This is a genomic window from Paenibacillus borealis (genome assembly GCF_000758665.1).
Classification (GTDB): Bacteria; Bacillota; Bacilli; order Paenibacillales; family Paenibacillaceae; genus Paenibacillus_AQ; species Paenibacillus_AQ borealis.
The window spans coordinates 6,607,196-6,630,162 of the sequence record NZ_CP009285.1 but is presented as its reverse complement, the minus strand read 5'-3'; the positions used below and the strand labels follow the sequence as shown (position 1 = coordinate 6,630,162).

Sequence of the window (22,967 nt, the reverse complement as noted above, 5' to 3'; positions counted from 1 at the left end):
TACAGATATATGCCGATTGAAGGGATAAAATGTATGTCCTTATCCGAACACTAGGGGAGAGGGAAATTTGCCAGGAGGGATGGATGACAAGTGTATTACATTAAAGACGCCAAAATCCGCAGAATGACCGAGTATGACGGAGCACCTTGCGCAGAGGTTGGCGTATTGCCTGGAGCTGTGGGCGATTCCGCACTTTTGGTGTACATTGTTGAGGACCGGCGTGAGGAGGGTTACGAAATTGTTCGCATTCTGACGAATGATGCGGACACCGCCACCGATTGGTTTGATAACAATCTGCATGATGCTTTCAAGGATGTGACGGTCAGCGGGTTCACCGGCAGCACTGTAATGAGCCCAGAGGATGAGCGGTCCAAGTTCCAGCGTGAACTGCTGATCTTCGGCGACTTGAAAAAACAGCTGGGCGAGCATTTCCGGCAGTACTCCTAATTCCGGAATCAACAACCGATAACCTATAAGATGGACCATAGAGCAGGAAGCCTGCCGCTTTGCAGATGCGGGAGGCTTCTTTTTTGATCTTATTCAGGAAATTATGATCTTCGTCTGGATTTCGGAGCAGATCCGTCTGAAGGACGAATGTGTTCTTGTATCAGGAATCCCGCTGAATCTCTCCGAAGTCGCCTGCACGGTGGAGGCTTCAGCAGCAACGTTTTTGTTCGGCTGGGAGAGTTTAGCCTTGATAAATTCTGTGAATCAGGTATAATAAATAACGTTGCATTAATACATATGGTTTTTACAGCTTTAGGTTTTATGATTATTCATTTGTCCCGGTAGCTCAGTTGGATAGAGCATGCGCCTTCTAAGCGCACGGTCGGGGGTTCGAATCCCTTCCGGGACGTCAAGTAACAGCCTTCCTTCGGGAAGGCTGTTTTGTCGTCCGGAGGAGGAGAACCCTAGGCGCCAGCGGGGGACGTTGGAGCATACGCTTCGATAGGAATACATCGCAATCAGCCCGAATGGGCTGTATCCCTTCCGGGACGTCAAGTAACAGCCTTCCTTCGGGAAGGCTGTTTTGTCGTCCGGAGGATGAGAACCCTAGGCGCCAGCCGGGGACGTTGGAGCATACGCTTCGATAGGAATACATCGCAATCAGCCCGAATGGGCTGTATCCCTTCCGGGACGTCAAGTAACAGCCTTCCTTCGGGAAGGCTGTTTTGTCGTCCGGGGGAGGAGAACCCTAGGCGCCAGCCGGGGACGTTGGAGCATACGCTTCGATAGGAATACATCGCAATCAGCCCGAATGGGCTGTATCCCTTCCGGGACGTCAAGTAACAGCCTTCCTTCGGGAAGGCTGTTTTGTCGTCCGGAGGAGGAGAACCCTAGGCGCCAGCCGGGGACGTTGGAGCATAGGCTTCGATAGGAATACATCGCAATCAGCCCGAATGGGCTGTATCCCTTCCGGGACGTCAAGTAACAGCCTTCCTTCGGGAAGGCTGTTTTGTCGTCCGGAGGATGAGAACCCTAGGCGCCAGCCGGGGACGTTGGAGCATACGCATTGTTACTCAAACCCCCACTCGCCTACAGCGATCTTCAAAGTAACCAGCATCATTCACACCATGAGTACCGCTATTTACTTTATTGCCCCGCTTATACACATTCACATTCGGGAACCGGTACAGCAGCTACGCTCCCGGCTTACATCCGTTCCGGCTTGGGCAGTCCGAGCACATCAAGCGCCTCGCCCAAAGTACCGGTGAAGCGCCGGGTCAGCCAGAGACGGAAGGCGACGATGGAAGCTTCTCCTTTGAGAATCGGGCAGGCGGAGTAGAAATTGCTGAACAGTGCGGCCAGACTGTGCGCATAGTTACAGATCGTATTTGGCGTAAGCTCCCGGCTTGCCGTATATAGGGTGTCCTGCCAGAGGCTGAGCTGTCTCAGCAGAGCAAGCTCGGCTGCTTCAAGCTGTAGCGGAAAGAGCGGAAGATCTCCCTCTTTTTGATCTATGCTGTCTACGTTATCACTCTTATCTATACTATTTGCGCTATATAAGTTATCCGCACTATCTCTATCATTCCGGCTATTCCCACTATTCCCGCTACCACTCTCCGCCAAGGCGCCGCCTTTACTGAGCACACGGCTGGCCCGGGCATAGGCATACATCAGGTAGACGCCAGTGTTGCCGGAAATCTCCATGGCCTGTTTGAAATCAAACACAATCTCTGTCCCCAGATTGAAGCGCAGCAGATAGTAGCGGATGGCTGCGGTGGCGATGAGCCGGCTGGACAGGCCGTTTTTATCCGAACGGGTAGCATCGATGGAATCCTCCATAAGCCGGACCAGCTCGGTTACCTTAATTCCGATGCCCTGGCGTCCGGACATGGCATAGGAGCTTTTGCCGGCGGATGTATCCAGACCAAGCCCGGCAGCGGAAGCCGGACTTAGAGAAACCACCCCGTAACTTACATGATGCAGCCGCTCCGCCTGCTCGTGGTATCCCAGTGCCTGGAATGCCTGCTTCACCATCGCCTGCGGATATTCCTGTCTGTAATCGATGACGTTAACGACCTTGTCCGCATGTCCAAAAGGCAGCACCTCGCCGCTCAGCCCAGTCGTCCACAGCCCGCTGTTAAACTCACTGTAGGCAAAATCTTTATCCAAGAGGCCGAATTTCCACAGATGATAAGCGATATCCTTGGCCGTATAGGTCAGAATCCCGTTCGAGCGCACCAGCACCTTATCCTTCTGATGCTCCTCTTCAGTATCCTGTGCGGAGTCGCCACCGCCAGCGGATTGCTTCAGAATCCAGCAGCCTGCCAGCTTACCCTCACTCTCCTGAACGAACACCTCTGTCTGCGACAGAAGGTCGAAGGCGGAAGCCCAGAAGCCTTCTTTCAGAATGCTGCTCTCCCAGACCAGCAGATCGTAGCCGATCCCGAAGTTCCGCATCTCCTCCACATGCTCTTTCACAATCTGTCCTGCAACTAGGTTGCCGATCCAGGCGGTGTTGCCGTGACCTTGTTCCAGCGCGTGAAGAATTTCGGTCCGCTTATGTACAGACTCCGGATGCTGCGCATACTCTTTGTTGATCTCGGCATAGATGTCCCAGCAATAATCCCCGAAACGGACATGATTCCCCGCAAGCGGCACATTCAACAGGCCAACAACGGTATCCGCAAGCTGATTGCCGAGATCATCCACGTAGTTGTGCACCTCGACAGTATGACCGGTTTTTCTCAGAATTCTGGCCAAAGCATCCCCGATACAGGAGTTTCTCAGGTGGCCGATGTGCATGCTTTTATTCGGATTAACGCTAGTGTGTTCGACGATAACCTTCTCACCTCCAGCCTGCGGGAGTGCAAAATCAGTCTGCGCCCATACCTGCCAATCGATATACATATTAATGAACCCCGGCGGCGCAACCTCGATTCTCTGCAGCAGTCCGTTTGCGGAACCCGACGCTTTGAGCTCGGCGGTGATCAGTTCCGCGATGACGGCCGGAGGCTTGCGCAGGGTCCGGGCCAGTTGCATAGCAATATTGCTGGAATAGTCCCCATGCTCGGCATTGGCCGGCTGCTCCAGAGCCGCGTTTACCGGAGAGCTGCCGAGAATCCCCAGGCCTTCAGATACTTTGGAAATACATTGTTCCAGACTGTTCTTGATAAGCTGACTAAGCATTAACATAATAAGTACCTCCTATAAATTTGTGAAAAAGTGTAAGCGGCCGCAAAGGGCCAGAGGTTGTTACGGAAATAGACGACAAAAAAAGCCTTCGTCTCAAAAGAGACGAGGCTTAAGCGCTCGCGGTACCACTCTCGTTGCTAAACCTACAGTTCAGCCACCTCACAGGTTAACGGTCTTTAGCCGGGGCTTCCTACTCTTCATTCAGAAGTCCATCTCACGGGTGCGCTTCATTGCCTGATCTGTACCGGCTTACACTCTCCCGGCTCGCTGGGGACTAGATTCAGGGCAACTACTTTCCCGGTCATCGATTGAATATGATTTTTACCAGTATAGCGAATTTCCCGAAGAAAGCAATAGCAGATTACCGGACGGCTGATGCGCCTCTGCAGATCTTTAATCCGCTGTAGGTGCTCCCGTCAGATTCTTAATGTCCGTGGAACCATAAATCAGCAGGGCAATTACAATCACCAGCAGCAGACCGCCGGCGAAGCCCTCCCCGTCAAAGCTGTCCATATCCCCGCGCCTCACTTTCACTTCCGTTTAGGTAATCAGGAGTTTTCGGCTTTCTTTTTCAAAGCGGTCATAATCTCGTTCAGTGTCAGACTGCTGTTGTCATCAAGGAAGCTGACCAGCTTATCGACGTTGTCATTGCTTAGATCACTTAAGGTTTTATATTTGCCTACCAGACTGACGAACATCGACGCGTCCGTGTACATCTGGATGGAGTCTACTTTCAGCTTGCCGGTCAAAAGAAGGGCGGCCACTGCGAACTCAAGCCCTTTTGGAGTTTGTGTTTTGGAGCTGGCCGGCGTTTTTTTGGCGGCAGGTTTCTTTCCTTTTCCAGGAGGGGGCATCTGACTCCCTTCTTCCATTGGGCGTTCTGGCAGGAAAGCGGCAGTAAGGGCGGTCTCTCCTTAATAAAAGATATGCGCCCCCGCAGATTTTGGTGAATGGAACCTGTCTTATGTCCACACCGAGCTGAGGATGCCCGAATAATATTATATTGTGCGATTAAAGATCAACCGTCGCTAGTAACATAGTTTCACAGCCGTAAATGCTAGACATGGAAGGAGGGATGAGACGGGATGCCGATTTTATCAACAGGACCTATCGAGAACAATGCCGTTTCGGGAGTCAGACCTACGCAGACTGTTACGGTAAAGCTGGTGAAGCGTGATGCCGTGGGCGGCTCCGCGGTCAGTATTCAGGGCTACTTGCTGGGGGCGACAAGAATACTGTATGTAAGTGAGGTTATTAATATTGCTCCGAATGAAGTGGTGACCAGGGATTACTTTGCCGATCTGGATGCGTTTGAATTTATCTTCACGATCGGGGAAGCAACCGAGGAGGAGATCGGAATTTCAGTATGGGGCAAGACTTCTACCGGCCAGCTGGTGAATGCCCATCGCGTTGTTACACATGAGAAATTAAGCTCCGAAGTATAGAGATTCACCCCATTCTAATAGGAAAAGGAGTGCTGAAACGATGAGTTTTTTGTCCACGGGACCGATAGAAAATAACATGGTTGGCGGTGTGAGACCGACTACCCAGGTTACAGTCAGAATTGATAACCGCAGCGATATCACTGCCTCCTCAGTATCGGTTCAGGGATACTATTTGAGTGGCGGCGTCAGAAACCTGTATGTCAGCGAGGCGATCGATGTTGCTCCGAATCAATCGATAACCACTACCTATTTTGCTGATCTGGATGGTATAGAATTTACTTTCTTAACACCTGCCACTGTAAATGATCCGGTCCAGGTTTCGATCTGGGGTAAGAGCAGCACAGGGGCACTGGTAACCGCCCATCGCCTGGTTTCTGCAGAATTGCTGGGTGAAGTCTTCGGCATTACCGGCGCAACCGGGCCGGCGGGGGCAACCGGAGCAACGGGTGCTCAAGGCGCTACCGGCGCGACAGGTTCCGGCGGCGGAGCGACAGGTGCAACAGGGGTTACGGGAGCGACAGGCACAGCAGGCGCGACTGGGGTTACGGGAGCGACAGGCACGGCGGGCGCGACTGGGGTTACAGGAGCGACGGGCACAGCGGGCGCGAATGGGGTTACTGGAGCGACGGGCACGGCAGGCGCGACCGGAGTAACTGGAGCGACGGGCACGGCAGGCGCGACCGGAGTAACTGGCGCGACGGGCACAGCAGGCGCGACCGGAGTAACTGGAGCGACGGGCACAGCTGGCGCGACTGGGGTTACGGGCGCGACGGGCACAGCAGGCGCGACCGGAGTAACTGGAGCGACGGGCACAGCGGGAGCGACTGGGGTTACGGGAGCGACGGGCACAGCGGGAGCGACTGGGGTTACTGGAGCGACAGGCACAGCGGGAGCGACTGGGGTTACTGGAGCGACAGGCACAGCGGGAGCGACTGGGGTTACAGGTGCGACGGGCACGGCAGGAGCGACTGGGGTTACGGGAGCGACGGGCACGGCGGGAGCGACCGGGGTTACTGGAGCGACAGGCATAGCGGGAGCGACTGGGGTTACGGGAGCGACAGGCATAGCTGGGGCGACTGGGGTTACTGGAGCGACAGGTATAGCTGGGGCGACTGGGGTTACTGGAGCGACGGGCACAGCTGGAGCGACTGGGGTTACTGGAGCGACGGGCACAGCGGGAGCGACTGGGGTTACTGGAGCGACAGGCACGGCGGGCGCGACTGGGGTTACGGGAGCGACGGGCACAGCGGGAGCGACTGGGGTTACGGGCGCGACAGGCACAGCAGGAGCGACTGGGGTTACGGGCGCGACAGGCACGGCGGGAGCGACTGGGGTTACCGGTGTTACCGGGGCGACAGGAGCAGCGGGTTCAGGGGCCATCATTCCGTATGCTTCCGGGCTTCCAGTAGCTTTGACAACAGTACTGGGCGGGCTTCTGAACACCTCTAGTCTTGTAGGTTTCGGCAGCAGCTCTACCGGTGTCAGCATTGCGGGCGGAACTATTGACCTGACAGGTGCGGCTGGTACATTGCTCAACTTTGCCTTCTCCGTACCGCGTGCCGGAACTATTACTTCACTGGCAGGCTATTTCAGTACAACTGCGGGACTTAGCTTAGTAGGTTCGACGGTAACCATAACTGCGAGATTGTTCCATTCTACTACACCAAATAACAGCTTCACGGCGGTCGCTGGTGCCACAGTAACTTTGGCTCCGCCATTGACAGGAGTTCTTTCTCTCGGTACGATCAGCAGCGGCTTAACTACAGGACTCAGTATACCGGTAACAGCCGGTGAGCGTCTGCTGATGGTCTTCTCGGCAACGGTAACAGCTGGTCTTGATGTAGCGACAACGGTGGCCGGTTATGCCAGCGGTGGGGTTACAATCGTCTAATCGCAGCGCTGCAAGCTATACGCAATAGTAATAAAACAGGGACCTCCCAAGCTTGAGCTTAGGAGGTCCCTGTTTTTGTATGTGGAAGAGAACTAAATATGAATAATGTCTAACATGCAATGTTATACCAGATCGCAAGCCTCGGCCGGCATCCAGTGGGCATCCTGGCCGTCCCATTTCACATTGCAGCCGATCGGGTTAGTCAGAGGTTCACTGACCGGTTGCCCGGCTACCAGCTCTGTCAGGGCGTTATCCAGATTGTTGACGGTCAGCTTGCTGGCCTCGCGCGGATTATCGACGCCGCGTCCGGTGTAGACCAGCTTGCGGGCTTCGTCGAAGATATAGAAGTGGGGCGTGCGCAGCGCGCCATAGGCCCGGGCGGTCTCTTGCGTATCGTCACGCAGATAAGTCCAAGGGAATTTGTGCTCCTCCATCCGGGCAACCATATGCTCGAAGGAATCATCGGGATGCGTGGTTTCACTGTTGGCATTGATGCCAACGAATTGGACACCCTGATCGCGGAACTTCTCCGCTGCCTCACGGGTAAGCTCATCGGAACCCACTACAAACGGGCAATGATTGCAGGTGAAAAAAACAACCAGGAACCTGGCGGACGCGAATTGCTCCAGGGAATAAGTCTGTCCGTCCGTCGCCTTCAGGGCGAAGTCAGGGGCTGAGTCTCCAAGCGCTAACGTAAAACTCATTTACAAGCACCTCCTGAATAAGATACAAGCCTTCCCTTGTATTATACCGGACTTTCCAAGCGCTTCCAAACGAAGGCGTATTACCGTCCTCACCCCCCAAGCCTCGAAGGAGATTTATCAGCGTGATTATACTTTGTACAAAAGAAACCGTATAATTTGGCGCAAAAATCCATTCTATTGCATTTCATACAATTGATTTACGGATTTCTGCTGAAAACATCTGTTTCACTAAATCTGCTGCACAAAGTGCAGCAGATTCAATTTCTCGGCGGATATGAGGCGGATCTGCTGTATAAAGTGCAATTAGAACGGAGGCTCTCTGAAAGTAGATGCTTGGCATAACCATGCCCGCAGCCTGCCACGGTTAAATCGCCATCCCCCGCAGCCAGCCGCGCTCAAATCACCATCCCCCGCAGCCAGCCGCGGTCAAATCGCAAGTATCTCGCGGATGTCCTGCTCGCTCAGACTGGACAGGGCTTCCTGCCCCGGCTGAATCACTTCGTCAATCAGATTTTTCTTCTTCTGCTGGAGCTCGTACATCTTGTCTTCTACGGTTCCCTGCGCAACCAGGCGGATGACCTGCACGACCTTCTTCTGGCCAATCCGGTGGGCACGGTCAGCGGCCTGCTGCTCGACGGCCGGATTCCACCACAGGTCATAGAGAATGACCGTATCGGCTCCGGTCAGATTGAGGCCGGTGCCGCCCGCCTTCAGCGAGATCAGGAAGAGATCGCGTTCCCCTTCGTTGAAGCGGGTGCACAGCTGGGTGCGCTGGGAAGCCGGTGTTTGTCCGTCCAGATAGAAATGCGGTATGCCAAGCAAGGCCAGTTCGCGCCCGATCATTCCCAGCATTTGCGTGAACTGTGAGAAGATCAGCATCCGTTTGCCGGAGCTGCGGCATTCGTCGATGATCTCCAGCAGCTGTTCGAATTTGCCAGATCCTCCAGTGTACCCGTCTACGAAGAGGGCAGGATGGCAGCACAGCTGGCGCAGCCGGGTAAGTCCGGCGAGTACTTTGATCCGGCCGTTGCCGAAGCTGTCGCTGTCCAGATGCTTGAGCGCTTCCTTGCGCAGTCTAGCCAGGTAGGCGACGTAGAGCCTTTTCTGCTCCGGCAGCAGCTCAGAGGCCTGGAGTGACTCGATTTTGTCCGGCAGCTCCTTCAGGACATCGCTTTTGAGGCGGCGCAGCAGGAAAGGACGGGTGCGCCGCGCCACAGTCTCCCGGGGAAGGTCATGGAAAGCCTTCTTGCCGGGAAACAGTCCGGGGAATACGACGCCGAAGATCGACCACAGATCCTCAAGCGCATTCTCCACCGGCGTTCCCGTAAGCGCGAAGCGGTACCGGGCTTGCAGGAGCTTAACCGCCTGGGCAGTCTGGGTCTCATGGTTCTTGATCATCTGCGCTTCATCCAGGATGAGGGTATGGAAAGAGCGCTTAGCGTATTCCTCCGCATCTCTGCGCAGCAGCGGATATGAGGTAATGATGACATCATGGCCGGCTGAATTCCGCAGCGTCCGGCTGCGTTCGTCCGCGTTGCCGTCGGCGATGGCTGCCTTGATGTCCGGGGCGAAACGCTTCAGCTCATTATGCCAGTTGTAGAGCAGCGAAGCCGGGCTGACAATGAGTGCAGGCACGCCGTTCTGGCGGATGTCCGCCAGCTCGGAGAGCAGGAAGGCAATACTCTGCAGCGTTTTGCCGAGACCCATATCATCCGCCAGAATGCCGCCGAAGCGGTAGTGGGCCAGCGTCTTCATCCACTGGAAGCCATACTGCTGATAGTCCCGGAGTACAGGGGCAAGACTCTCCGGCACAGGGAAGTCCAGATTCTCCGGACTTGCCATATTGGCCAGCAGCCGCCGGAATGACCGGCCGAGCTGCACGGAATCGCCTTTGCCGGCATCCGCATGCAGGCGAAGGCCGCGGATGAGCGGCAGGGAGAACTCCGCATGACGGATATCTCCGTTCTGAACGCCAAGCTCATTCATCAAGGCGATAATTTCCTGGAATTCTGCAGTTTCCAGCGGGAGCAGCGCACCATCCGGCAACCGGTAATACTTACGCTTCTCCTGCAGGGATTTCAGCACCAGCACGATGTCCTTCTCCGGGATACCATCCATGCTGAACTTGAAGTCCAGCCAGTCGGTCTTCTCATTCCAGCTCAGACTGACCTTGGGCGTGGCATGCTCAGTGAGCACCCTTTCCTTGACGGCCGTAGTGGCATAGACCTGAAGCAGCGGCTCCAGCAGCGGAATGGTGTGGTGGAGGAAGTCGAATTCCCCGTCCTCATCCCGCATGATATATCCGCTTTCTGTCCGTGCGAAGGACTCGTGAGCCATCAGGTCGAGAATCCGCCGCTCGGCATCACCGTCCCGCATCAGGATAACCTCGTTGCTCCGCTCATGCGCCTTCTCATCCAGCGGGTTGATGACAATCCCGCCGTACTGGAATTCGAGTCCGGCCAGCAGCCGGTCTCTGACCCGGTCGAGATAGAGTCTGGCGTGAAGCTGCGCCTGAACGATTCTGTCCGCGATGGTATCGGCTATAAACACCTGACCCAATTTTTTGAGTCCCGGTATAACGCCCTCCATGAAGGGCTCCATCTGCTCCGGGGCAATGGAAATTCCGTCCTGGCGCGAGGGGTTCAGCATTTTTTTCAGCTCAGCGAGACGCCCGCATTCCTGCACCGGCAGCTTCAGCAGCTTGCCTTCAGACAATACCAGCCCGTAGTCTTCCAGGATCGTTAGCTGTTGAAGACCCTGGACATCCAGCCGGTACCCCTCCCCTTGCGCCTGATCGAACTGGAAGCTCAGCGGGAGGGGCTCATCGGAGAGAGCCAGCCGGTCGTGCAAAGTCTGGCCGTGCTGCAGCCGGGCCGCAGGTGCAGCTAAAAGTGCGGGCAACAGACTCTCCCAAAAGAAGGGAGGAACGGCCAGCAGCCGCTCATTCCCCGGATGGCTGGTATGCGGGGCGTAGGGGCTGAGGCTAGTGCGGTATATTTTTTCATTCAGCATGATTTCAATCAGCTTCAGGAGCACTTCATTATCTTCCTTGGAGAAGCTGTGCTGAGCGTGGTCATAACTGAAATGTCTGGAGAATTCGAAAGGCTCACCGCGGTGAACGCGTTCCAGAAACCCCCTGATTTTGGGCACGATATAGAGGCGTTTAGGGCCTACTTTCAGTTCTATACCAAGCATCGTGGTACCTAAGCTATAGGAGTAAGGTTTGCAGATGAACTCCACCTGTAACGGTGTCCGCAGATCCATATAAGTTCCGGCTCCGCTCGGACGCTGCCGTACGCCGGTGAACATTCCGAGCATGCTGCTCACCAGCTGCCTATCGCCGCTGCCTGTGCGCCCGTCTCCGGCAGAACCGGAATGGCGGGGCGTAAGTATACCGGTCTCTCCCGTGAACCTCCCCGGGTCCTGTCCTTCGGAAGCAAGCGTCTGCCCGATTTCCATATCTTTGCCGAGATATAGGACGCTAACCAGCGCAGCAGCAATATGCTTGCAGAACGGACCTCCCCGGTAATAGGCCGGGCAGCTGCACTCCCCGTTAACATCCCCGTCACTGTCTATGGTCAGCACTACCTCATGGCTCTCCAGCCCATGAACCGCAGCGCGGTATTTCGAATATTCTCCACCCTCGTTGTGTTCTGTATAGATAAGATCAACCTTGTGAGCGTGATAATAAGCTACTCCCTGATCAAAAGCGGCTCTGCCGCACAGCAGCTTGATTACCCGTTCCGGTACCTGGAAACCCAATGTAATCATCACTTCCTTCTATTCCTGATGGCTAACTTGGCTAACTTGCACTCAAGTCAAAACCCTGTTTGCCCATACGACAATCGCTACAGTACCCATAATAGCAGAACAGGCGTACGCCTTCAAAAGGGTTTATGCTGGGAGCAGTTCTGTCTGCTCTGTCCTGAAGAATTAAGCAATGCGGGAGTTATCTTGATGGATGGCAGCGGACTGGGGTGCTCTAGTTGCCCGGACAACATCATTTCACCGCGCCTGCGGACTCCATTGCAGTTATTTCTGTGTAAATTGTGTACAAGGAGTGGTAAGGCGGAAATAGAACAGGGCAGGGGCATGAGCAAGAATAGCGGACAAGCAGAAGTGTGCAAAGGCATAAGTGAGGGGGAGAAGCAGCAGAACTGGTATAGCTTCAGATTTAAAGTAGGTGAAAATCAAAGTGGTAAATCGCGTGCTGAGGGTTTTGCTGTGACCTGATTATGGCTTATGCGTATGCTTAATTGTACTTTGTACAACTAAATCATCTGATTTACAGGCAATTCTCCGTTTAGTTGTATTTCGTACAATTAAACTGCCTGATGTAGACGGGTTATCACCAATTCGGCAGATTTAGTTGTACAGACTACAGTTAAAAGAGACAAGCAACCCTTTTCGCAGTTTTTAATTGCACAGTATACAACTATCGCTGAATTTCCACTTGGAACTGATTACATTTATTATTGCGTTGTTGAATCAACTCCAGTAGAACCAGTAGAGCCAGTAGAGCCAGTAGAGCCAGTAGAGCCAGTAGAGCCAGTAGAACCGCAGCAGCCCACCAAGCAAAAGCCGGCCTGGCCAGCACGATGTGCTCCCGGACCGGCTCAGAGCTGTCCCGAAATGGCGCAGCTGCTCCAGTAATGTTCTCATCCAGCCGCCTACAGTGTCCCCGCCCCGCCAATACCATGCATGATGAAGCTGACGGTCTGCTCAATTTCTTCCTCGTCATTCCAGTCATGGTCCGGCATCAGCAGCAGGCGGGTCAGCAGATAGCCGATGACCGAAGAGATGGTGAAACGGATGATCGCTGGAGTAGGAGCATCCATAATCTGGCCCTGCTCCTTGAAGTGTTCGGTGATTGCAGTGACACGCTCCAGCACCTGGCTGAGAATATTCTCGACCAGCTGCTCTCTGAGCGCAGGCTGGAAGGGGATTTCCTGGATAAGGATGCGGATAATCTTGAGATTCTTACGGGCGAAATCGAGCCGGTTCACCATGAACGCCTTAAGGAAGGCTTCATAGCTCTCAAAGGGAACATCCAGCACACCGCTGAAATTACGCATCACAAACGGAGCGATCATCCGGCTCATGGTGGGCACAACGATGGCCAGCAGCAGATCCTTTTTGGTTTTGTAGTAGCGGAAAATCGTTCCCTCAGCCACGCCCGCCTTCTGGGCGATCTCACTGGTGGCGGCTGCCGAGAACCCTTTCTCGGAAAATGTATCGATGGCCGCCTGCAGGATGGACATCTGCTTGGGCGTCATTTGTTCCTTTTCGCTGAGGGCCAGCAGCTCTTGAATCCACTGCTCCTGCCCCTGCTGCTCTGCAGCATTGTCTTTCTCCATCATAGACCCTCCAACTCTCTTGCTCTTAACTCCAAGTGTACCACAGCCCGTACCGCAAATTCGCGGTTACATTTTGCGGTGCTTGCGCAAGGCCAGCACATTCAGCAGCATGAACAGCAGGGAGAAGCCGGCCAGCATGAATACATCAAGAGCGATATCATTCCAGCCTTTGCCGCGGATCATGATATCCATCAGCGCCTGCGCACCATAGTAGATGGGGGTTGCCAGTCCTACGCGCTGCAGCCAGAGCGGAAGGGTGTCCAGCGGAAATAATCCGCTGAGGAATATCTGCGGCACGATGACCAGGGGAATAAACTGGATCATCTGCAGCTCATTGGCGGCAAATGCCGAGAGCAGGGTGCCGAGCGTCAGCGCTGACATCGAGAGCAGCAAGGTCATCAGCAGAACATAGCCGAAGCTGCCGGCCATCATAATGCCAAGCACCTGGATCGAGAACCAGGAGATCAGCAGCGCCTGAAAGACGGTGAAGATACCGAAGCCGCAGACATATCCGAGCACGATTTCCCAGCGCTTAAGCGGAGTGGAGAGCAGGCGTTCCAGCGTTCCCGTGGTCCGCTCGCGCAGGAAGGAGACGCCCGCGATCAGGAAGACGAAAAAGAATACAAATACCCCAATCATAATCGGTCCGAAGCGGTCGATGGTCTTCATATCCTCTGCGCCGTACAAATAGCTGATCTGTGGCTGATTCTGTACGCTGCCTGCCGCCTCCGGCTGCAGGCTCTGCATAGCTTCCTGGAGGGCCATCATTACGGCGCGGTTAGCAGTAGGGTTGCTGCCTTCAAGCACGATCTCTGGAGTGGTTCCCTTCATTGTAATATAAGTATCTATGTCCCCGGCCTGGAGAGCGGCGTTGCCCGATTCATCATTATCATAACTGGTGATTTCAGCCTTCTGCGCTTCCAGCGCTGTGCTGAACGCTGCTGCACCGGAAGACACGCCGATCTTCGGCTCATAAGCATCGCCGTTAAAGACCAGGCTCATCAGGCTGAGCACCAGCAGAGGGGCGATGAACATCAGCGCCATGGTTCTTTTATCATGGATGAATTGCTGCAGAATTCTTAAGGTTATCGCACGGATTCTCATGAACGTACACCTCCATAGTATAAGAAGGCTTCTTCAATGGTAGCTGAGCCGGTAGCCTGCAGCAGTCCGGCAGGAGTGTCTACTGCGAGCAGAACGCCATCCCGGATCATAGCCAGCCGGCCGCATTTCTCTGCTTCATCCATAACATGTGTAGTTAGGACAATCGTGGTGCCCTTGCGGTTTAACGCCTTCAGTTCCTTCCAGATCGACTGGCGCAGCACCGGATCAATGCCGACCGTGGGTTCATCCAGCAGCAGCAGCGGCGGCTCATGCAGCAGCGCAATGGCCAGCGACAGGCGGCGTTTCATGCCGCCGGAGTATTGGTCTACTCTTTTACGTAAATGCTCCTGCAGGTTCACCAGCTCCATTACATCTCTGATCCGCCGTGTGCGGTCGCCGCCCTTCAGTCCGTAGAGGGAAGCGAAGAACTCCAGATTCTCCTTGGCACTCAGTTCTGTGTATAGTGCATCGGACTGGGCCATATAGCCGATCTGCTGCAGCATGGCAAGCTTCGGCATCCGTACCCCAAGCACGTTTATCTCGCCGGAGGTAACCTCGTCTATGCCCGTGAGCAGCTTAACCAGCGTGGTTTTGCCGGAGCCCGACGGCCCCAGAATCCCGAAGGTTTCAGCCTGTTCCACCTGCAGCGTAATATCCTTCAATACCTTTTTGCTGCCAAAAGCACGATCAACGTGATTGACCGTAATCACAGGGTTCATTGGATTCATTAGTATATCTCCTCATTTCCCAGATCATGAGTGAGCGCTCACTCATTATATTAATGATTCCCGGCATAAATGTAAATCTCTTTCTTCATGCCGAAATAAATATATTAAATTTTATGGATTGCCCGTTTCCATATACCGGTTATCAGGGTAATAAGGAGAATACTGGAGATTGCCGGCAACCGGAACCTACTACATCAGAAGGTGGTGCGAATCATGGCAGGACATAAGCTGCTCCTTACTATGGGAGTGCTTCTGGCTGCGGCGGGGCTTAGCGGCTGCAGCAGCAAAGACGGCGCAGAAGCGGATGGCGTAGCTTTTCACACCTTGGCGGAAGAGAATGCGGACGCGCGGCAGTATTTGCCTGACGATCTGCCGATTCCGGAAGGCGCGGGTATTACTTTTACCAAAGGTGAAGTGGCAGAGGGGAAGAAATCCTCTATGCTGATCTACGAGACAGAGGAAAGCATGGCCGCCCTGGGCAGTACATATCAGAAATATGTAAGAGATAAGGAACTGGAACGCGGTACAGAGATAGTGGACAGCAACAATATTCTAATCAATGGCAAGGTAAACGGTTCTTATTCGTATTCTATTATCGGCAGCAGCTCGGAGTCGAAACCCGGCGGTAATGAGATTATCGTCACCTGGATATTGAATTAACATAACTTTTACAAACGGCGGGTCCTGGAGTTATTCCGGGGCCCGCCGTTGTATTTTCCTCCCCATAAACATTTTTGCTTTTTTTAATAGATTGGATGGACAAGTTGAGAAAGAAAAGGAGTGACGGAGGGGAATTTTGGAACTGTAGGAGCGGGAGCGACCGCCTTTGTCCCCGGATTTCCACCGCGTATAGCGGTAACAATCAAGAAATCTGGGGGCGGGCAGCGGCTGGAAGTCCAAATATTCACCGCAGTGGCGAGTGGTTTTTTCTCGAAAAGTTTAAAGTTCAATCCATTTAGGAGAGCAAAAATGTGATTACTTTTACAATTAATATTTCCATAACATTCCTCTGCAACAGAATTGACATTCGTAGATGAAAATAACATTAGCAGTTACCTATAGGAAAAGGGTGAATCTAATTGACAAACAGTAAATGGATCGGCGCCGCTTTGGCTTCAGCACTTCTCGTAACAGGGGGATCAGTAAGTGTTCTGGCTACAAGCAGCAGTGTGAGCGCCGCCGCCGTCAAGACAGCCGCAGTGCAAGAGGGAAGTACTACATGGAATATTAACGGTACGCAGGTTGCACTCAGCACGATCAACAGCGGCGGATACAAACTCTATTCGCTAAGCCAGGTGGCAGGAGAGCTTGGAGCGGGACTTGTGCTCGGCAGCAGCGGATTTCTTTTAAATGACAGCAAGGGTCTACATAATGTACAGATTCAGGCGGGAGTAAAAAGCTATCAGGTTGATGGTGAAGCACAGGAATTCACAGTGGCACCTGTCGTTCATAACAGCAAAACCTATGTTGAACTCACGAAGCTGGTTACCGCACTTGGCGGTGAACTGCAGGCTGAAACCAGCAGTATCCTGAGCTTCGCCCGGCCGGTTGGCCAATTTGATACCCTTCACTGGAGTGCGGACGGCGGCCTGATCGCGAACCAAAGCGACGCTGAATCCACACTGCTCTATAAATTCAGCCAGGTGCCGGGCAATTATGAATGGTTCTCTTCCAATAGCGGTGCAGTGGACTATGCCGTTTCTGCAGATCAGCAGTGGGGTGCGTTCAATGATGAGACAGGCCTTCTGCAGCTGATCAACCTGTCCAGCGGAGTGATCACTCCCCTCGGCAAAGATACCAGCGTGAAGACGGATCTGGTGTGGTCGAACGACGGCAAGACGATCTATTTCGTGCAAGGCGACAAGCAGGAGAAGCTGGCCCAGATTTCTGTAGAGACCGGTGCTGTCAAAACAGTGCTTGAAGATAAAGTAGAGAACAAATCGGAACTGCGTGTATCGGCCGATGGAAAAACTGCTGTGTACATTGTCAATGTAACAGGCACAGCCAAGAATGATGCCGACAGTACAGAAGATTCACTGACTGTAGACTTCAGCAAAGCCGGAGAACAGCTGTACAAGCTGGATCTTACAGCCAAGGATGCCAAACCGGCAGCACTGACCACTGCACTCGACAACAAGCTGTATCCTGAAATTCTTGGTAACGGCAGCGTGGTTTACCTGAGTGCAGATCCTGAAGGCACTGCCGCCAACACCCTGAAGTCGATTGCAGCAGATGGAACCAGTGCAGATATCGCCTTGAGCGCTGAAGCCAACTGGTCTGCCGGAACCAGTACAGGTCTGGTAGTAGCAGGCTTGACAGCAGACGGAACTACAGTGATCTACTCTATTGCGGGCGGCGCGGCTCCGGTTGAATTGTTCCGCACGGCAGAAGATGTGTCCGAGGTGTCTGTCTCGAATGACGGCAGCAAAGTAGCTATTGTGAGTGACGGCAAAGTGCTTGTGATCCAGAACGGTAAAGCTGTACAGCTGTCCAACTAAAACCTGAGCTTCAACGATTCACAACAACATTTATCGGCGCTGGCCGCCGGGAGGAGAAATATTACATGAAAGTTTTCCGGAAATTAACAGTTACAGCGCTCACCGCGGTTATCGCGGTTACCGCAGCTTTTGCAGGGGTTGCCGCTGCTGCGGACAGTCTCAAGGGTAAAATCACCGTCAACGGTTCGACCGCACTGCTTCCATTGACGCTGCAGGCCGCCAAAGAATTCCAGAAGCTTCACCCTAAAGTGAAGATTGCTGCTTCAGGCAAGGGCTCCGTAACCGGACCTCAAGCCGTGAAGAAAGGCATTGCCGATATCGGCGCCTGCGACTGGGATGCCAGCATCGATGTTCCGGGCTTCAAAGCTTTTGAAGGACAGGTAGCGAACAAGGTAGCGGTCATTCCTTTTGCAACCATCGTGAACAAAAACGTCGGCGTAGACAACTTGACTACAGAACAGCTTAAAGGGATCTACTCCGGTAAAATCACGAACTGGAAAGAAGTCGGCGGAGCAGATGCCAACATCGTGGTCATCACCCGTGCCTTCGGTTCCGGTACACGTGTCAACTATCAGGCTAAGGCGCTTGCCGGCGGAGATATCGTGAAGAAAGAGAAGAACTACAAGGAAACCGGCTCCAGCGGCGACATGAAAACAGCTGTGGGCACTACCCCTAACGCTATCGGATACATCGACCTTGTCTACGTAACCGGCAGTGACATCAAAGCCGTGAAGTTCAACGGTGTGGAAGCTACTACGGACAATGTTATCAACGGTTCGTACAAGATTTGGGCTTACGGCTACTATATGACCAAAGGCCAGCCTACCGGCGCTACCAAAGAATTCATCGAGTACGTGCAGAGCAAGAAGTTCCAGCAGGGTTCGCTCAAAAAGCTTAAATTCATTCCGATTGCAGCAATGCAATCCTAAGATCAACCATAGAACAAGGTAACAGACTGACAGGTAACAGCGGCCAGCTCCGAGTATCATGCGGGGTTGGCCTCTTACAGGAGGGAAAGTATGGGGGCACCGGTTCATAGCCTGACAGCACAGACACAGAAGAGCCTTGAGGAAGTTAAGGTAGATACCAGAAGACATAAGAGACATCTGCTTGGCAACACAATATCCCGTTATTATTTCTTATTCAGTATCCTGGCACTTTGTCTGGTGCTTGGACTAGTTATTGTATTCATCGGCAAAACGGCGCTGCTGCTGTTCGGGAGCATCTCACCGCAGGACTTCTTCTTCTCATTCAACTGGACACCGGAAGAGGATGCCTTCGGCGCCGCTGCCTTCATTGTTAATACATTATCGCTTACCGCATTGACTCTGGTCATTGCCGTACCTATCTCCGTAGGGATGGCCGTGCTCTGTGCGGAAATCGCGCCCAAATGGCTGACAAGCTTCATCCGTCCGGTGCTGGATCTGCTGGTCGGTATTCCTTCTATTGTATACGGTTATCTGGGCTTGACCGTATTGCTTCCCTTCCTGCGGAGAGTGAGCGGAGAAGGTCTGGGGGACGGACTGCTCGCCGCAGCCCTCGTGCTGGCGCTGATGGTGCTGCCGACCATTTGCCGGATCAGCGATGACGCCATTGTATCCGTTCCGCGCAAATACCGTGACGCCGCGTATGCGCTGGGCTCAACCCGTCTTCAGGTCATTATGCGCGTTGTGCTGCCGGCAGCAAGCCGGGGGATTATCTCGGCCGTTATTCTCGGCATGACCCGCGCGATCGGTGAGACCATGGCGGTGGTTATGGTTATCGGCAATACGCCGCAGCTGGCGAAGACCCTGTTCACGCCAACCTCCGTACTGACCAGCAACATCGTAATGCAGATCTCTAACGTCGAGTTCGAATCCACCTGGAACTATTCCCTGCACATGATGGCTTTCCTGCTGCTGCTCATTTCGTTTGTGCTGATTCTAATTATCCGCGTGCTGGGCCGCAAACGGAGGGATGCCTGATGAACGGATTTACCCGTACCCGCCATACTGCAAGATCGCAACGCAACAACAAGATTGCGACTATCGGCTTCTACACCCTGGGAGTTCTGGTGATGCTGCTGATCTTCTGGCTGCTGTTCACTATCCTTGGCAAGGGTCTGCCCGCACTTAGGCCTGAATTCCTGATTAAACAGCCGGAAGAGATGGATGCCGGCGGAGGAATCGGTCCCGTCCTCTTTAACTCCTTCTACATTCTGATTATCTCGCTGCTGATCTCGGTTCCGATCGGGATCGGAGCAGGCATCTATATGGCGGAGTATGCGCCGGATAATGCCTTCACTGGCGCTTTGCGCATCTGCGTGGAATCCCTGGCCTCGGTTCCGTCGATCGTGTTCGGCCTCCTGGGCCTGGCGATCTTCGCCGAGTACTTCGGGGTCGGCCTGACGATTCTCGGCGGAGGCGTCAGCCTGGCGCTGCTGAATCTGCCGACACTGGCCCGCGTCACCGAAGAGTCCATCCGTGCCGTGCCCGGCGAGATCCGTGAAGCCGGCTATGCCCTCGGCATGACCAAATTCCACGTCATCCGCAAGGTCGTGATGCCGGTAGCCCTTCCGGCAATCGTTACTGGTGTCTGCCTTGTGGCCGGACGCGCCTTCGGGGAATCGGCGGTCATTATCCTGACCGCCGGACTCAGCACCTCCGGCGAGATGTGGGATTTCAATCTGTTCTCGCCGGGTGAGACCCTGGCGGTGCATCTGTGGTACGTGCAGTCCGAGGCTATTGTCGAGGATGCGCAGCAGATCGCGGATAAATCTGCCGCGGTGCTGGTATTCGTAGTCCTGCTGATCAACTTTATATTCCGCTTTCCGCTGTGGCTGGGCAACCGCCGCCGGGGGCGCTGAGACTTAAGCTGAAGCTGAAGCTGAAGCTGAAGCTGAAGCTGTTTATGCGAAATAACAGGCTGCTCTGCTGTGGATGATCCACGGCGGGGCAGCCTGTTTGATGTGATAAGGGAAGCCGGGAGGATCGGGCAGCCGCCGGTATGCTTTTTTCACAGGGGAGCCTATCTATTTACAATGCTTAAAATTATAATAATGCTAGAATGAAAGCGGTTATAAGGAATAGGAGGTATGCCGAATGCCTGACCGTATGTCCGAGCAGGAATTGAATAAGCTGATTAATATGCTGGAGCTGTCGCAAGGTAACAGTGATATAGAGTTTGATGTTTCATTTATGGTATCCGATGATCCGGATAATGACCAGGGAGGACGTGTGCTGGTCCGGGCTGACAAAATCTTCGTACAGGACCCGCTGCCCGGCGGATCGCCCGCAGTGATTATGGGAGTCCTGCCGGTTAATCTATATGTCAACGGGGAGCTGATTTCCGGCCCGGCCGAGGTTACTACAGAGGATACTGTAGAGTGGGAGATCTCGGAACCGCCGCTGTATTCTGTTACCGTGTCGGAGGATCGCCTGCTGGCTTTTTTCACTCTCCATTCCACCAAGAAATTCTCCTGGAAGCTGAATGATCATTTCTCTGCCGGAATGGTAGAAGTAGATGCCGTGATGAATACGGAGAATGTTGTCGGAATTCTGGGCCTGAACCAGATTATTACCGACTTCGAGCGCCGGGGAATGATTCAGAATCTGAATATCTCCGGCATCCATAGTGAACTGCAGAATCCGACCTACCAGCCGATTACCGCTGCCCAAGGCAGAGCGGCTGTGCCGGGAGAGAATGCGCATCTGGACTTGTTCTTTTCCGAGACAATAGAGAATGAATTCAGTGAAATTGAAGGCCAGGTCGATTACCGCAGTCATCTGCGTATTCCTTCGGCCATCCGTGGCGAAGTGCTGGCGCGCAAGGTTCCGGTTATCGAGGGAATCCCCGGCTATGATGTCTATGGAGAGATTCTGTATCCTCCGCCGCCTGCAGACATTTCGATTCTCGCCAAAAATAATACGGTGCTGCTGATCGGCAACGAAATCCGCGCTCTCCGTGAAGGGCGGCCCCGGGTGACGGGTGACCGGATCAAATACTTCGACATTTGCACGTCCTACATCGTACCCGGCAATGTGAACATTAAGTCAGGCAATATTGTGTTCTCCGGCGATGTTATTATCCGCGGCGATGTCGAGGACAATATGATCATTGAATCACTGGGTAATGTCTATGTTGCCGGCAGTATTTATAACTCCACCATCACAGCCACCGGCAGTATTCTCGTTAAGGGCAATGTGGTGAACAGCAAGCTGTACTCCGGATATTTCGGCGTGATGTACAACCGGATCTACAACTGCTCCAAGCTGCTGATTGAAGAGACCAGGATCCTCCAGAAAGCGGTCCGGATGCTGGTCCAGGCCGTCCATAGCCGGAAGCAGAGCGTGAAGTACGGACAGGCTGTGCTGCTGCTGCTGGAGAGCAAGTTCCAGAAGATCCCGCAGCTGATCAAGGAGCTGCTCTCGGTGCTGGCAACGGTACAGGCCTCTTACCATCAGGATCTGGAGCAGACGCTGCATTTCCTGAACTTGTTCCTGAAGCCGGCGCAGCTGGTGGATTTTATGAGCGAAGCATCGCTCAGTGGAGTAATCAGTATGCTGGAAGAGCTGCATATGGGAGTGGCCCGGATGCAGGAGACCAAGGTGGAGGTTAACATCGGCAAATGCCAGAACAGCACGCTGAAATCCAACGGTGACATCATCATCCACAGGGACGGGATCGTGCAGAGTGAGCTGTTCTCTTCGGGCAATATCACGTTTCTCAAAACGTTCTCCGTCTGCCGCGGCTCCAAGCTGGAGGCGGGGGGCAGCATCTCTGCCTTCTATGTCGGCGGGGAGAGCGGTGCACAATCCTACCTTAAGGCCAAACAAAGTATCTCCGTCCGCAAAATGTACCTGGGCAAGGTCACCATCGACCGCTATACCGCAGACATTACCGAGCCGGTCGAGAACCTTGTCTTCGACGCCGAGAGCCTGCAGAAGATGAAGCTGTCAGGGGAGTCCGGGAGAGGGTAGAGTGAAATAGGAGCGTCCTGCAAGCCTCGTGGCTGCTTGGGCGCTCTTTTTTCGGTTGCAGTGTACGTAGGTAGGTGCCACCGTGAAGGGGAGCGTCTGAGTGCGGGGTACGAAGGTGCGGGTGGCAGGGTTGAAGGTAAGTGAGGGCAAGCGGCGGGATGATGCAGTATGGGGAGTAACAGGCATGATAGAAGAAGCAATGAGGGGGAAGGTGGAGGCAGTGAGGAGAGAGGAGTGGGGAGAGAGGAGTGGGGAGAGAGGAGAGAGGAGAGAGGAATGGACTGAATGCAATGAGGTGTGCTCTGTGGCCAGTATGGGGGGAAATAGAAGGTTCGGCAGACCTATGCGGACTCAGATGACGTTATTTGGCGAAAAAGACTGCTTTTTTGCCCGTTGCGGACTCAGGGGCTCTTATATTGTTGTTTGGAGCTCAAAATGAGGTGAAACGGGTTACTTAACGGAATCTGAGTCCGCTTGGCCTGCGGAATGGCATGATCCGCCCAAATAAAGGCCCTGCAGTCCGCAAGGATGCTGCTGCATGCATGTGACGTCCCGGAAGGGATACAGCCCATTCGGGCTGATTGCGAAGCAGGTGCTAACGAAGCGTATGCTTGGGCGTCCCCGGCTGGCGTCCAGGGTTCTC

General features: G+C 53.9%; 22 protein-coding genes, 1 tRNA gene and 1 other annotated feature. Of the genes, 13 read left to right on the top strand and 10 right to left on the bottom strand.

The annotated features are described in order from the left end of the window. Positions 1-90 precede the first annotated feature (90 nt). The 3 genes from PBOR_RS28040 to PBOR_RS28035 all read left to right on the top strand — a co-directional run bounded on the left by PBOR_RS28040 (position 91) and on the right by PBOR_RS28035 (position 856). A complete protein-coding gene (locus PBOR_RS28040; RefSeq protein ID WP_042217148.1) occupies positions 91-447 on the top strand; it encodes a hypothetical protein in 357 nt (118 codons plus the stop codon). A gap of 103 nt (positions 448-550) precedes the next feature. Further along, a complete protein-coding gene (locus PBOR_RS37820) occupies positions 551-721 on the top strand; it encodes a hypothetical protein (protein ID WP_157764153.1) in 171 nt (56 codons plus the stop codon). 61 nt (positions 722-782) lie between these two features. Further along, positions 783-856: transfer RNA gene (locus PBOR_RS28035), tRNA-Arg, on the top strand. A gap of 797 nt (positions 857-1,653) precedes the next feature. On the opposite strand, the gene PBOR_RS28030 is transcribed toward PBOR_RS28035, so the two are convergent. The 3 genes from PBOR_RS28030 to PBOR_RS28025 all read right to left on the bottom strand — a co-directional run bounded on the left by PBOR_RS28030 (position 1,654) and on the right by PBOR_RS28025 (position 4,493). Continuing rightward, complete coding sequence (locus PBOR_RS28030; RefSeq protein WP_042220004.1) at positions 1,654-3,633, bottom strand: arginine--tRNA ligase; 1,980 nt, start codon at positions 3,631-3,633, stop codon at positions 1,654-1,656. 101 nt (positions 3,634-3,734) lie between these two features. Then, positions 3,735-3,953, bottom strand: a binding site (T-box leader). 79 nt (positions 3,954-4,032) lie between these two features. Next, positions 4,033-4,173 carry a hypothetical protein gene (locus PBOR_RS37815; RefSeq protein WP_157764152.1) on the bottom strand — a complete coding sequence of 47 codons (141 nt, stop codon included), beginning with the start codon at positions 4,171-4,173 and terminating at the stop codon, positions 4,033-4,035. Between the two features lie 14 nt (positions 4,174-4,187). Next, positions 4,188-4,493, bottom strand: coding sequence for a hypothetical protein (locus PBOR_RS28025; RefSeq protein WP_042217147.1), 306 nt, complete (start codon positions 4,491-4,493; stop codon positions 4,188-4,190). A gap of 231 nt (positions 4,494-4,724) precedes the next feature. On the opposite strand from PBOR_RS28025, the gene PBOR_RS28020 reads away from it, so the two are divergent. Both PBOR_RS28020 and PBOR_RS28015 read left to right on the top strand, forming a co-directional pair. Then, entirely contained in the window at positions 4,725-5,084 is a 360-nt protein-coding gene (locus PBOR_RS28020) for a hypothetical protein (protein ID WP_042217146.1), read from the top strand. 40 nt (positions 5,085-5,124) lie between these two features. Further along, positions 5,125-6,975: an exosporium glycoprotein BclB-related protein gene (locus PBOR_RS28015; protein WP_081972217.1), complete on the top strand. Its 1,851-nt coding sequence runs from the start codon at positions 5,125-5,127 to the stop codon at positions 6,973-6,975. Between the two features lie 122 nt (positions 6,976-7,097). On the opposite strand, the gene PBOR_RS28010 is transcribed toward PBOR_RS28015, so the two are convergent. The 3 genes from PBOR_RS28010 to PBOR_RS28005 form a co-directional block, all read right to left on the bottom strand. Then, a complete protein-coding gene (locus tag PBOR_RS28010) occupies positions 7,098-7,679 on the bottom strand; it encodes a thioredoxin family protein (protein WP_042217145.1) in 582 nt (193 codons plus the stop codon). Between the two features lie 184 nt (positions 7,680-7,863). Next, positions 7,864-8,019, bottom strand: coding sequence for a hypothetical protein (locus PBOR_RS37810; RefSeq protein ID WP_218918866.1), 156 nt, complete (start codon positions 8,017-8,019; stop codon positions 7,864-7,866). An 86-nt stretch (positions 8,020-8,105) separates the two neighbouring features. Then, the gene (locus PBOR_RS28005; RefSeq protein ID WP_081972216.1) at positions 8,106-11,450 is read right to left on the bottom strand and encodes a DEAD/DEAH box helicase; all 3,345 of its coding nucleotides are present in this window, start codon (positions 11,448-11,450) and stop codon (positions 8,106-8,108) included. 321 nt (positions 11,451-11,771) lie between these two features. On the opposite strand from PBOR_RS28005, the gene PBOR_RS37805 reads away from it, so the two are divergent. Beyond that, positions 11,772-11,912 (top strand): hypothetical protein, encoded by a 141-nt coding sequence (locus PBOR_RS37805; RefSeq protein WP_157764151.1) that lies wholly within the window; start codon positions 11,772-11,774, stop codon positions 11,910-11,912. Between the two features lie 255 nt (positions 11,913-12,167). Here the strand turns inward: PBOR_RS37805 and PBOR_RS36680 are convergent, their stop codons facing one another. The 4 genes from PBOR_RS36680 to PBOR_RS27980 all read right to left on the bottom strand — a co-directional run bounded on the left by PBOR_RS36680 (position 12,168) and on the right by PBOR_RS27980 (position 14,868). Then, positions 12,168-12,341, bottom strand: coding sequence for a hypothetical protein (locus PBOR_RS36680; protein ID WP_157764150.1), 174 nt, complete (start codon positions 12,339-12,341; stop codon positions 12,168-12,170). Positions 12,342-12,349: 8 nt separating this feature from the next. Beyond that, on the bottom strand, positions 12,350-13,039 hold the full coding sequence (locus tag PBOR_RS27990; protein ID WP_042217142.1) for a TetR family transcriptional regulator: 690 nt from the start codon (positions 13,037-13,039) through the stop codon (positions 12,350-12,352). Positions 13,040-13,102: 63 nt separating this feature from the next. Then, positions 13,103-14,140: an ABC transporter permease gene (locus PBOR_RS27985; RefSeq protein WP_042217141.1), complete on the bottom strand. Its 1,038-nt coding sequence runs from the start codon at positions 14,138-14,140 to the stop codon at positions 13,103-13,105. Then, on the bottom strand, positions 14,137-14,868 hold the full coding sequence (locus PBOR_RS27980) for an ABC transporter ATP-binding protein (RefSeq protein ID WP_042217140.1): 732 nt from the start codon (positions 14,866-14,868) through the stop codon (positions 14,137-14,139). Before PBOR_RS27980 ends, PBOR_RS27985 begins: the two co-directional genes overlap by 4 nt. A 213-nt stretch (positions 14,869-15,081) precedes the next feature. Here PBOR_RS27980 and PBOR_RS27975 point away from each other — a divergent pair, with 213 nt between their 5' ends. From PBOR_RS27975 to PBOR_RS27945, 7 genes are all read left to right on the top strand, one after another. Next, positions 15,082-15,528, top strand: a complete 447-nt coding sequence (locus tag PBOR_RS27975; protein ID WP_042217139.1) for a hypothetical protein — start codon at positions 15,082-15,084, stop codon at positions 15,526-15,528. Positions 15,529-15,947: 419 nt separating this feature from the next. Further along, the gene (locus PBOR_RS27970; protein WP_042217138.1) at positions 15,948-17,366 is read left to right on the top strand and encodes a TolB family protein; all 1,419 of its coding nucleotides are present in this window, start codon (positions 15,948-15,950) and stop codon (positions 17,364-17,366) included. A gap of 65 nt (positions 17,367-17,431) precedes the next feature. Beyond that, complete coding sequence (locus tag PBOR_RS27965; RefSeq protein WP_039296622.1) at positions 17,432-18,295, top strand: phosphate ABC transporter substrate-binding protein; 864 nt, start codon at positions 17,432-17,434, stop codon at positions 18,293-18,295. 90 nt (positions 18,296-18,385) lie between these two features. Beyond that, a complete protein-coding gene (pstC, locus tag PBOR_RS27960; RefSeq protein ID WP_042217137.1) occupies positions 18,386-19,330 on the top strand; it encodes a phosphate ABC transporter permease subunit PstC in 945 nt (314 codons plus the stop codon). Continuing rightward, a complete protein-coding gene (gene pstA / locus PBOR_RS27955; RefSeq protein WP_042217136.1) occupies positions 19,330-20,211 on the top strand; it encodes a phosphate ABC transporter permease PstA in 882 nt (293 codons plus the stop codon). The genes pstC and pstA overlap by 1 nt, the downstream gene beginning before the upstream one ends. A 235-nt stretch (positions 20,212-20,446) precedes the next feature. Beyond that, entirely contained in the window at positions 20,447-22,324 is a 1,878-nt protein-coding gene (locus PBOR_RS27950) for a FapA family protein (protein ID WP_042217135.1), read from the top strand. Positions 22,325-22,508: 184 nt separating this feature from the next. Beyond that, entirely contained in the window at positions 22,509-22,763 is a 255-nt protein-coding gene (locus tag PBOR_RS27945) for a hypothetical protein (RefSeq protein WP_157764149.1), read from the top strand. Positions 22,764-22,967 lie beyond the last annotated feature (204 nt).

Bases quoted from the DNA above. Each gene is read 5' to 3' on its own strand.
- PBOR_RS27990 (WP_042217142.1), bottom strand. From the start codon at position 13,039: ATGATGGAGAAAGACAATGCTGCAGAGCAGCAGGGGCAGGAGCAGTGG.
- PBOR_RS28010 (WP_042217145.1), bottom strand. From the start codon at position 7,679: ATGAGTTTTACGTTAGCGCTTGGAGACTCAGCCCCTGACTTCGCCCTG.
- pstC (WP_042217137.1), top strand. From the start codon at position 18,386: ATGGGGGCACCGGTTCATAGCCTGACAGCACAGACACAGAAGAGCCTT.
- PBOR_RS37820 (WP_157764153.1), top strand. From the start codon at position 551: ATGATCTTCGTCTGGATTTCGGAGCAGATCCGTCTGAAGGACGAATGT.
- PBOR_RS27980 (WP_042217140.1), bottom strand. From the start codon at position 14,868: ATGAATCCAATGAACCCTGTGATTACGGTCAATCACGTTGATCGTGCT.
- PBOR_RS28015 (WP_081972217.1), top strand. From the start codon at position 5,125: ATGAGTTTTTTGTCCACGGGACCGATAGAAAATAACATGGTTGGCGGT.
- pstA (WP_042217136.1), top strand. From the start codon at position 19,330: ATGAACGGATTTACCCGTACCCGCCATACTGCAAGATCGCAACGCAAC.
- PBOR_RS37805 (WP_157764151.1), top strand. From the start codon at position 11,772: ATGAGCAAGAATAGCGGACAAGCAGAAGTGTGCAAAGGCATAAGTGAG.
- PBOR_RS27975 (WP_042217139.1), top strand. From the start codon at position 15,082: ATGGCAGGACATAAGCTGCTCCTTACTATGGGAGTGCTTCTGGCTGCG.
- PBOR_RS36680 (WP_157764150.1), bottom strand. From the start codon at position 12,341: ATGAGAACATTACTGGAGCAGCTGCGCCATTTCGGGACAGCTCTGAGC.
- PBOR_RS27965 (WP_039296622.1), top strand. From the start codon at position 17,432: ATGAAAGTTTTCCGGAAATTAACAGTTACAGCGCTCACCGCGGTTATC.
- PBOR_RS28025 (WP_042217147.1), bottom strand. From the start codon at position 4,493: ATGCCCCCTCCTGGAAAAGGAAAGAAACCTGCCGCCAAAAAAACGCCG.
- PBOR_RS27985 (WP_042217141.1), bottom strand. From the start codon at position 14,140: ATGAGAATCCGTGCGATAACCTTAAGAATTCTGCAGCAATTCATCCAT.
- PBOR_RS27945 (WP_157764149.1), top strand. From the start codon at position 22,509: ATGATAGAAGAAGCAATGAGGGGGAAGGTGGAGGCAGTGAGGAGAGAG.
- PBOR_RS28020 (WP_042217146.1), top strand. From the start codon at position 4,725: ATGCCGATTTTATCAACAGGACCTATCGAGAACAATGCCGTTTCGGGA.
- PBOR_RS27950 (WP_042217135.1), top strand. From the start codon at position 20,447: ATGCCTGACCGTATGTCCGAGCAGGAATTGAATAAGCTGATTAATATG.
- PBOR_RS28005 (WP_081972216.1), bottom strand. From the start codon at position 11,450: ATGATTACATTGGGTTTCCAGGTACCGGAACGGGTAATCAAGCTGCTG.
- PBOR_RS28030 (WP_042220004.1), bottom strand. From the start codon at position 3,633: ATGCTTAGTCAGCTTATCAAGAACAGTCTGGAACAATGTATTTCCAAA.
- PBOR_RS37810 (WP_218918866.1), bottom strand. From the start codon at position 8,019: ATGCCAAGCATCTACTTTCAGAGAGCCTCCGTTCTAATTGCACTTTAT.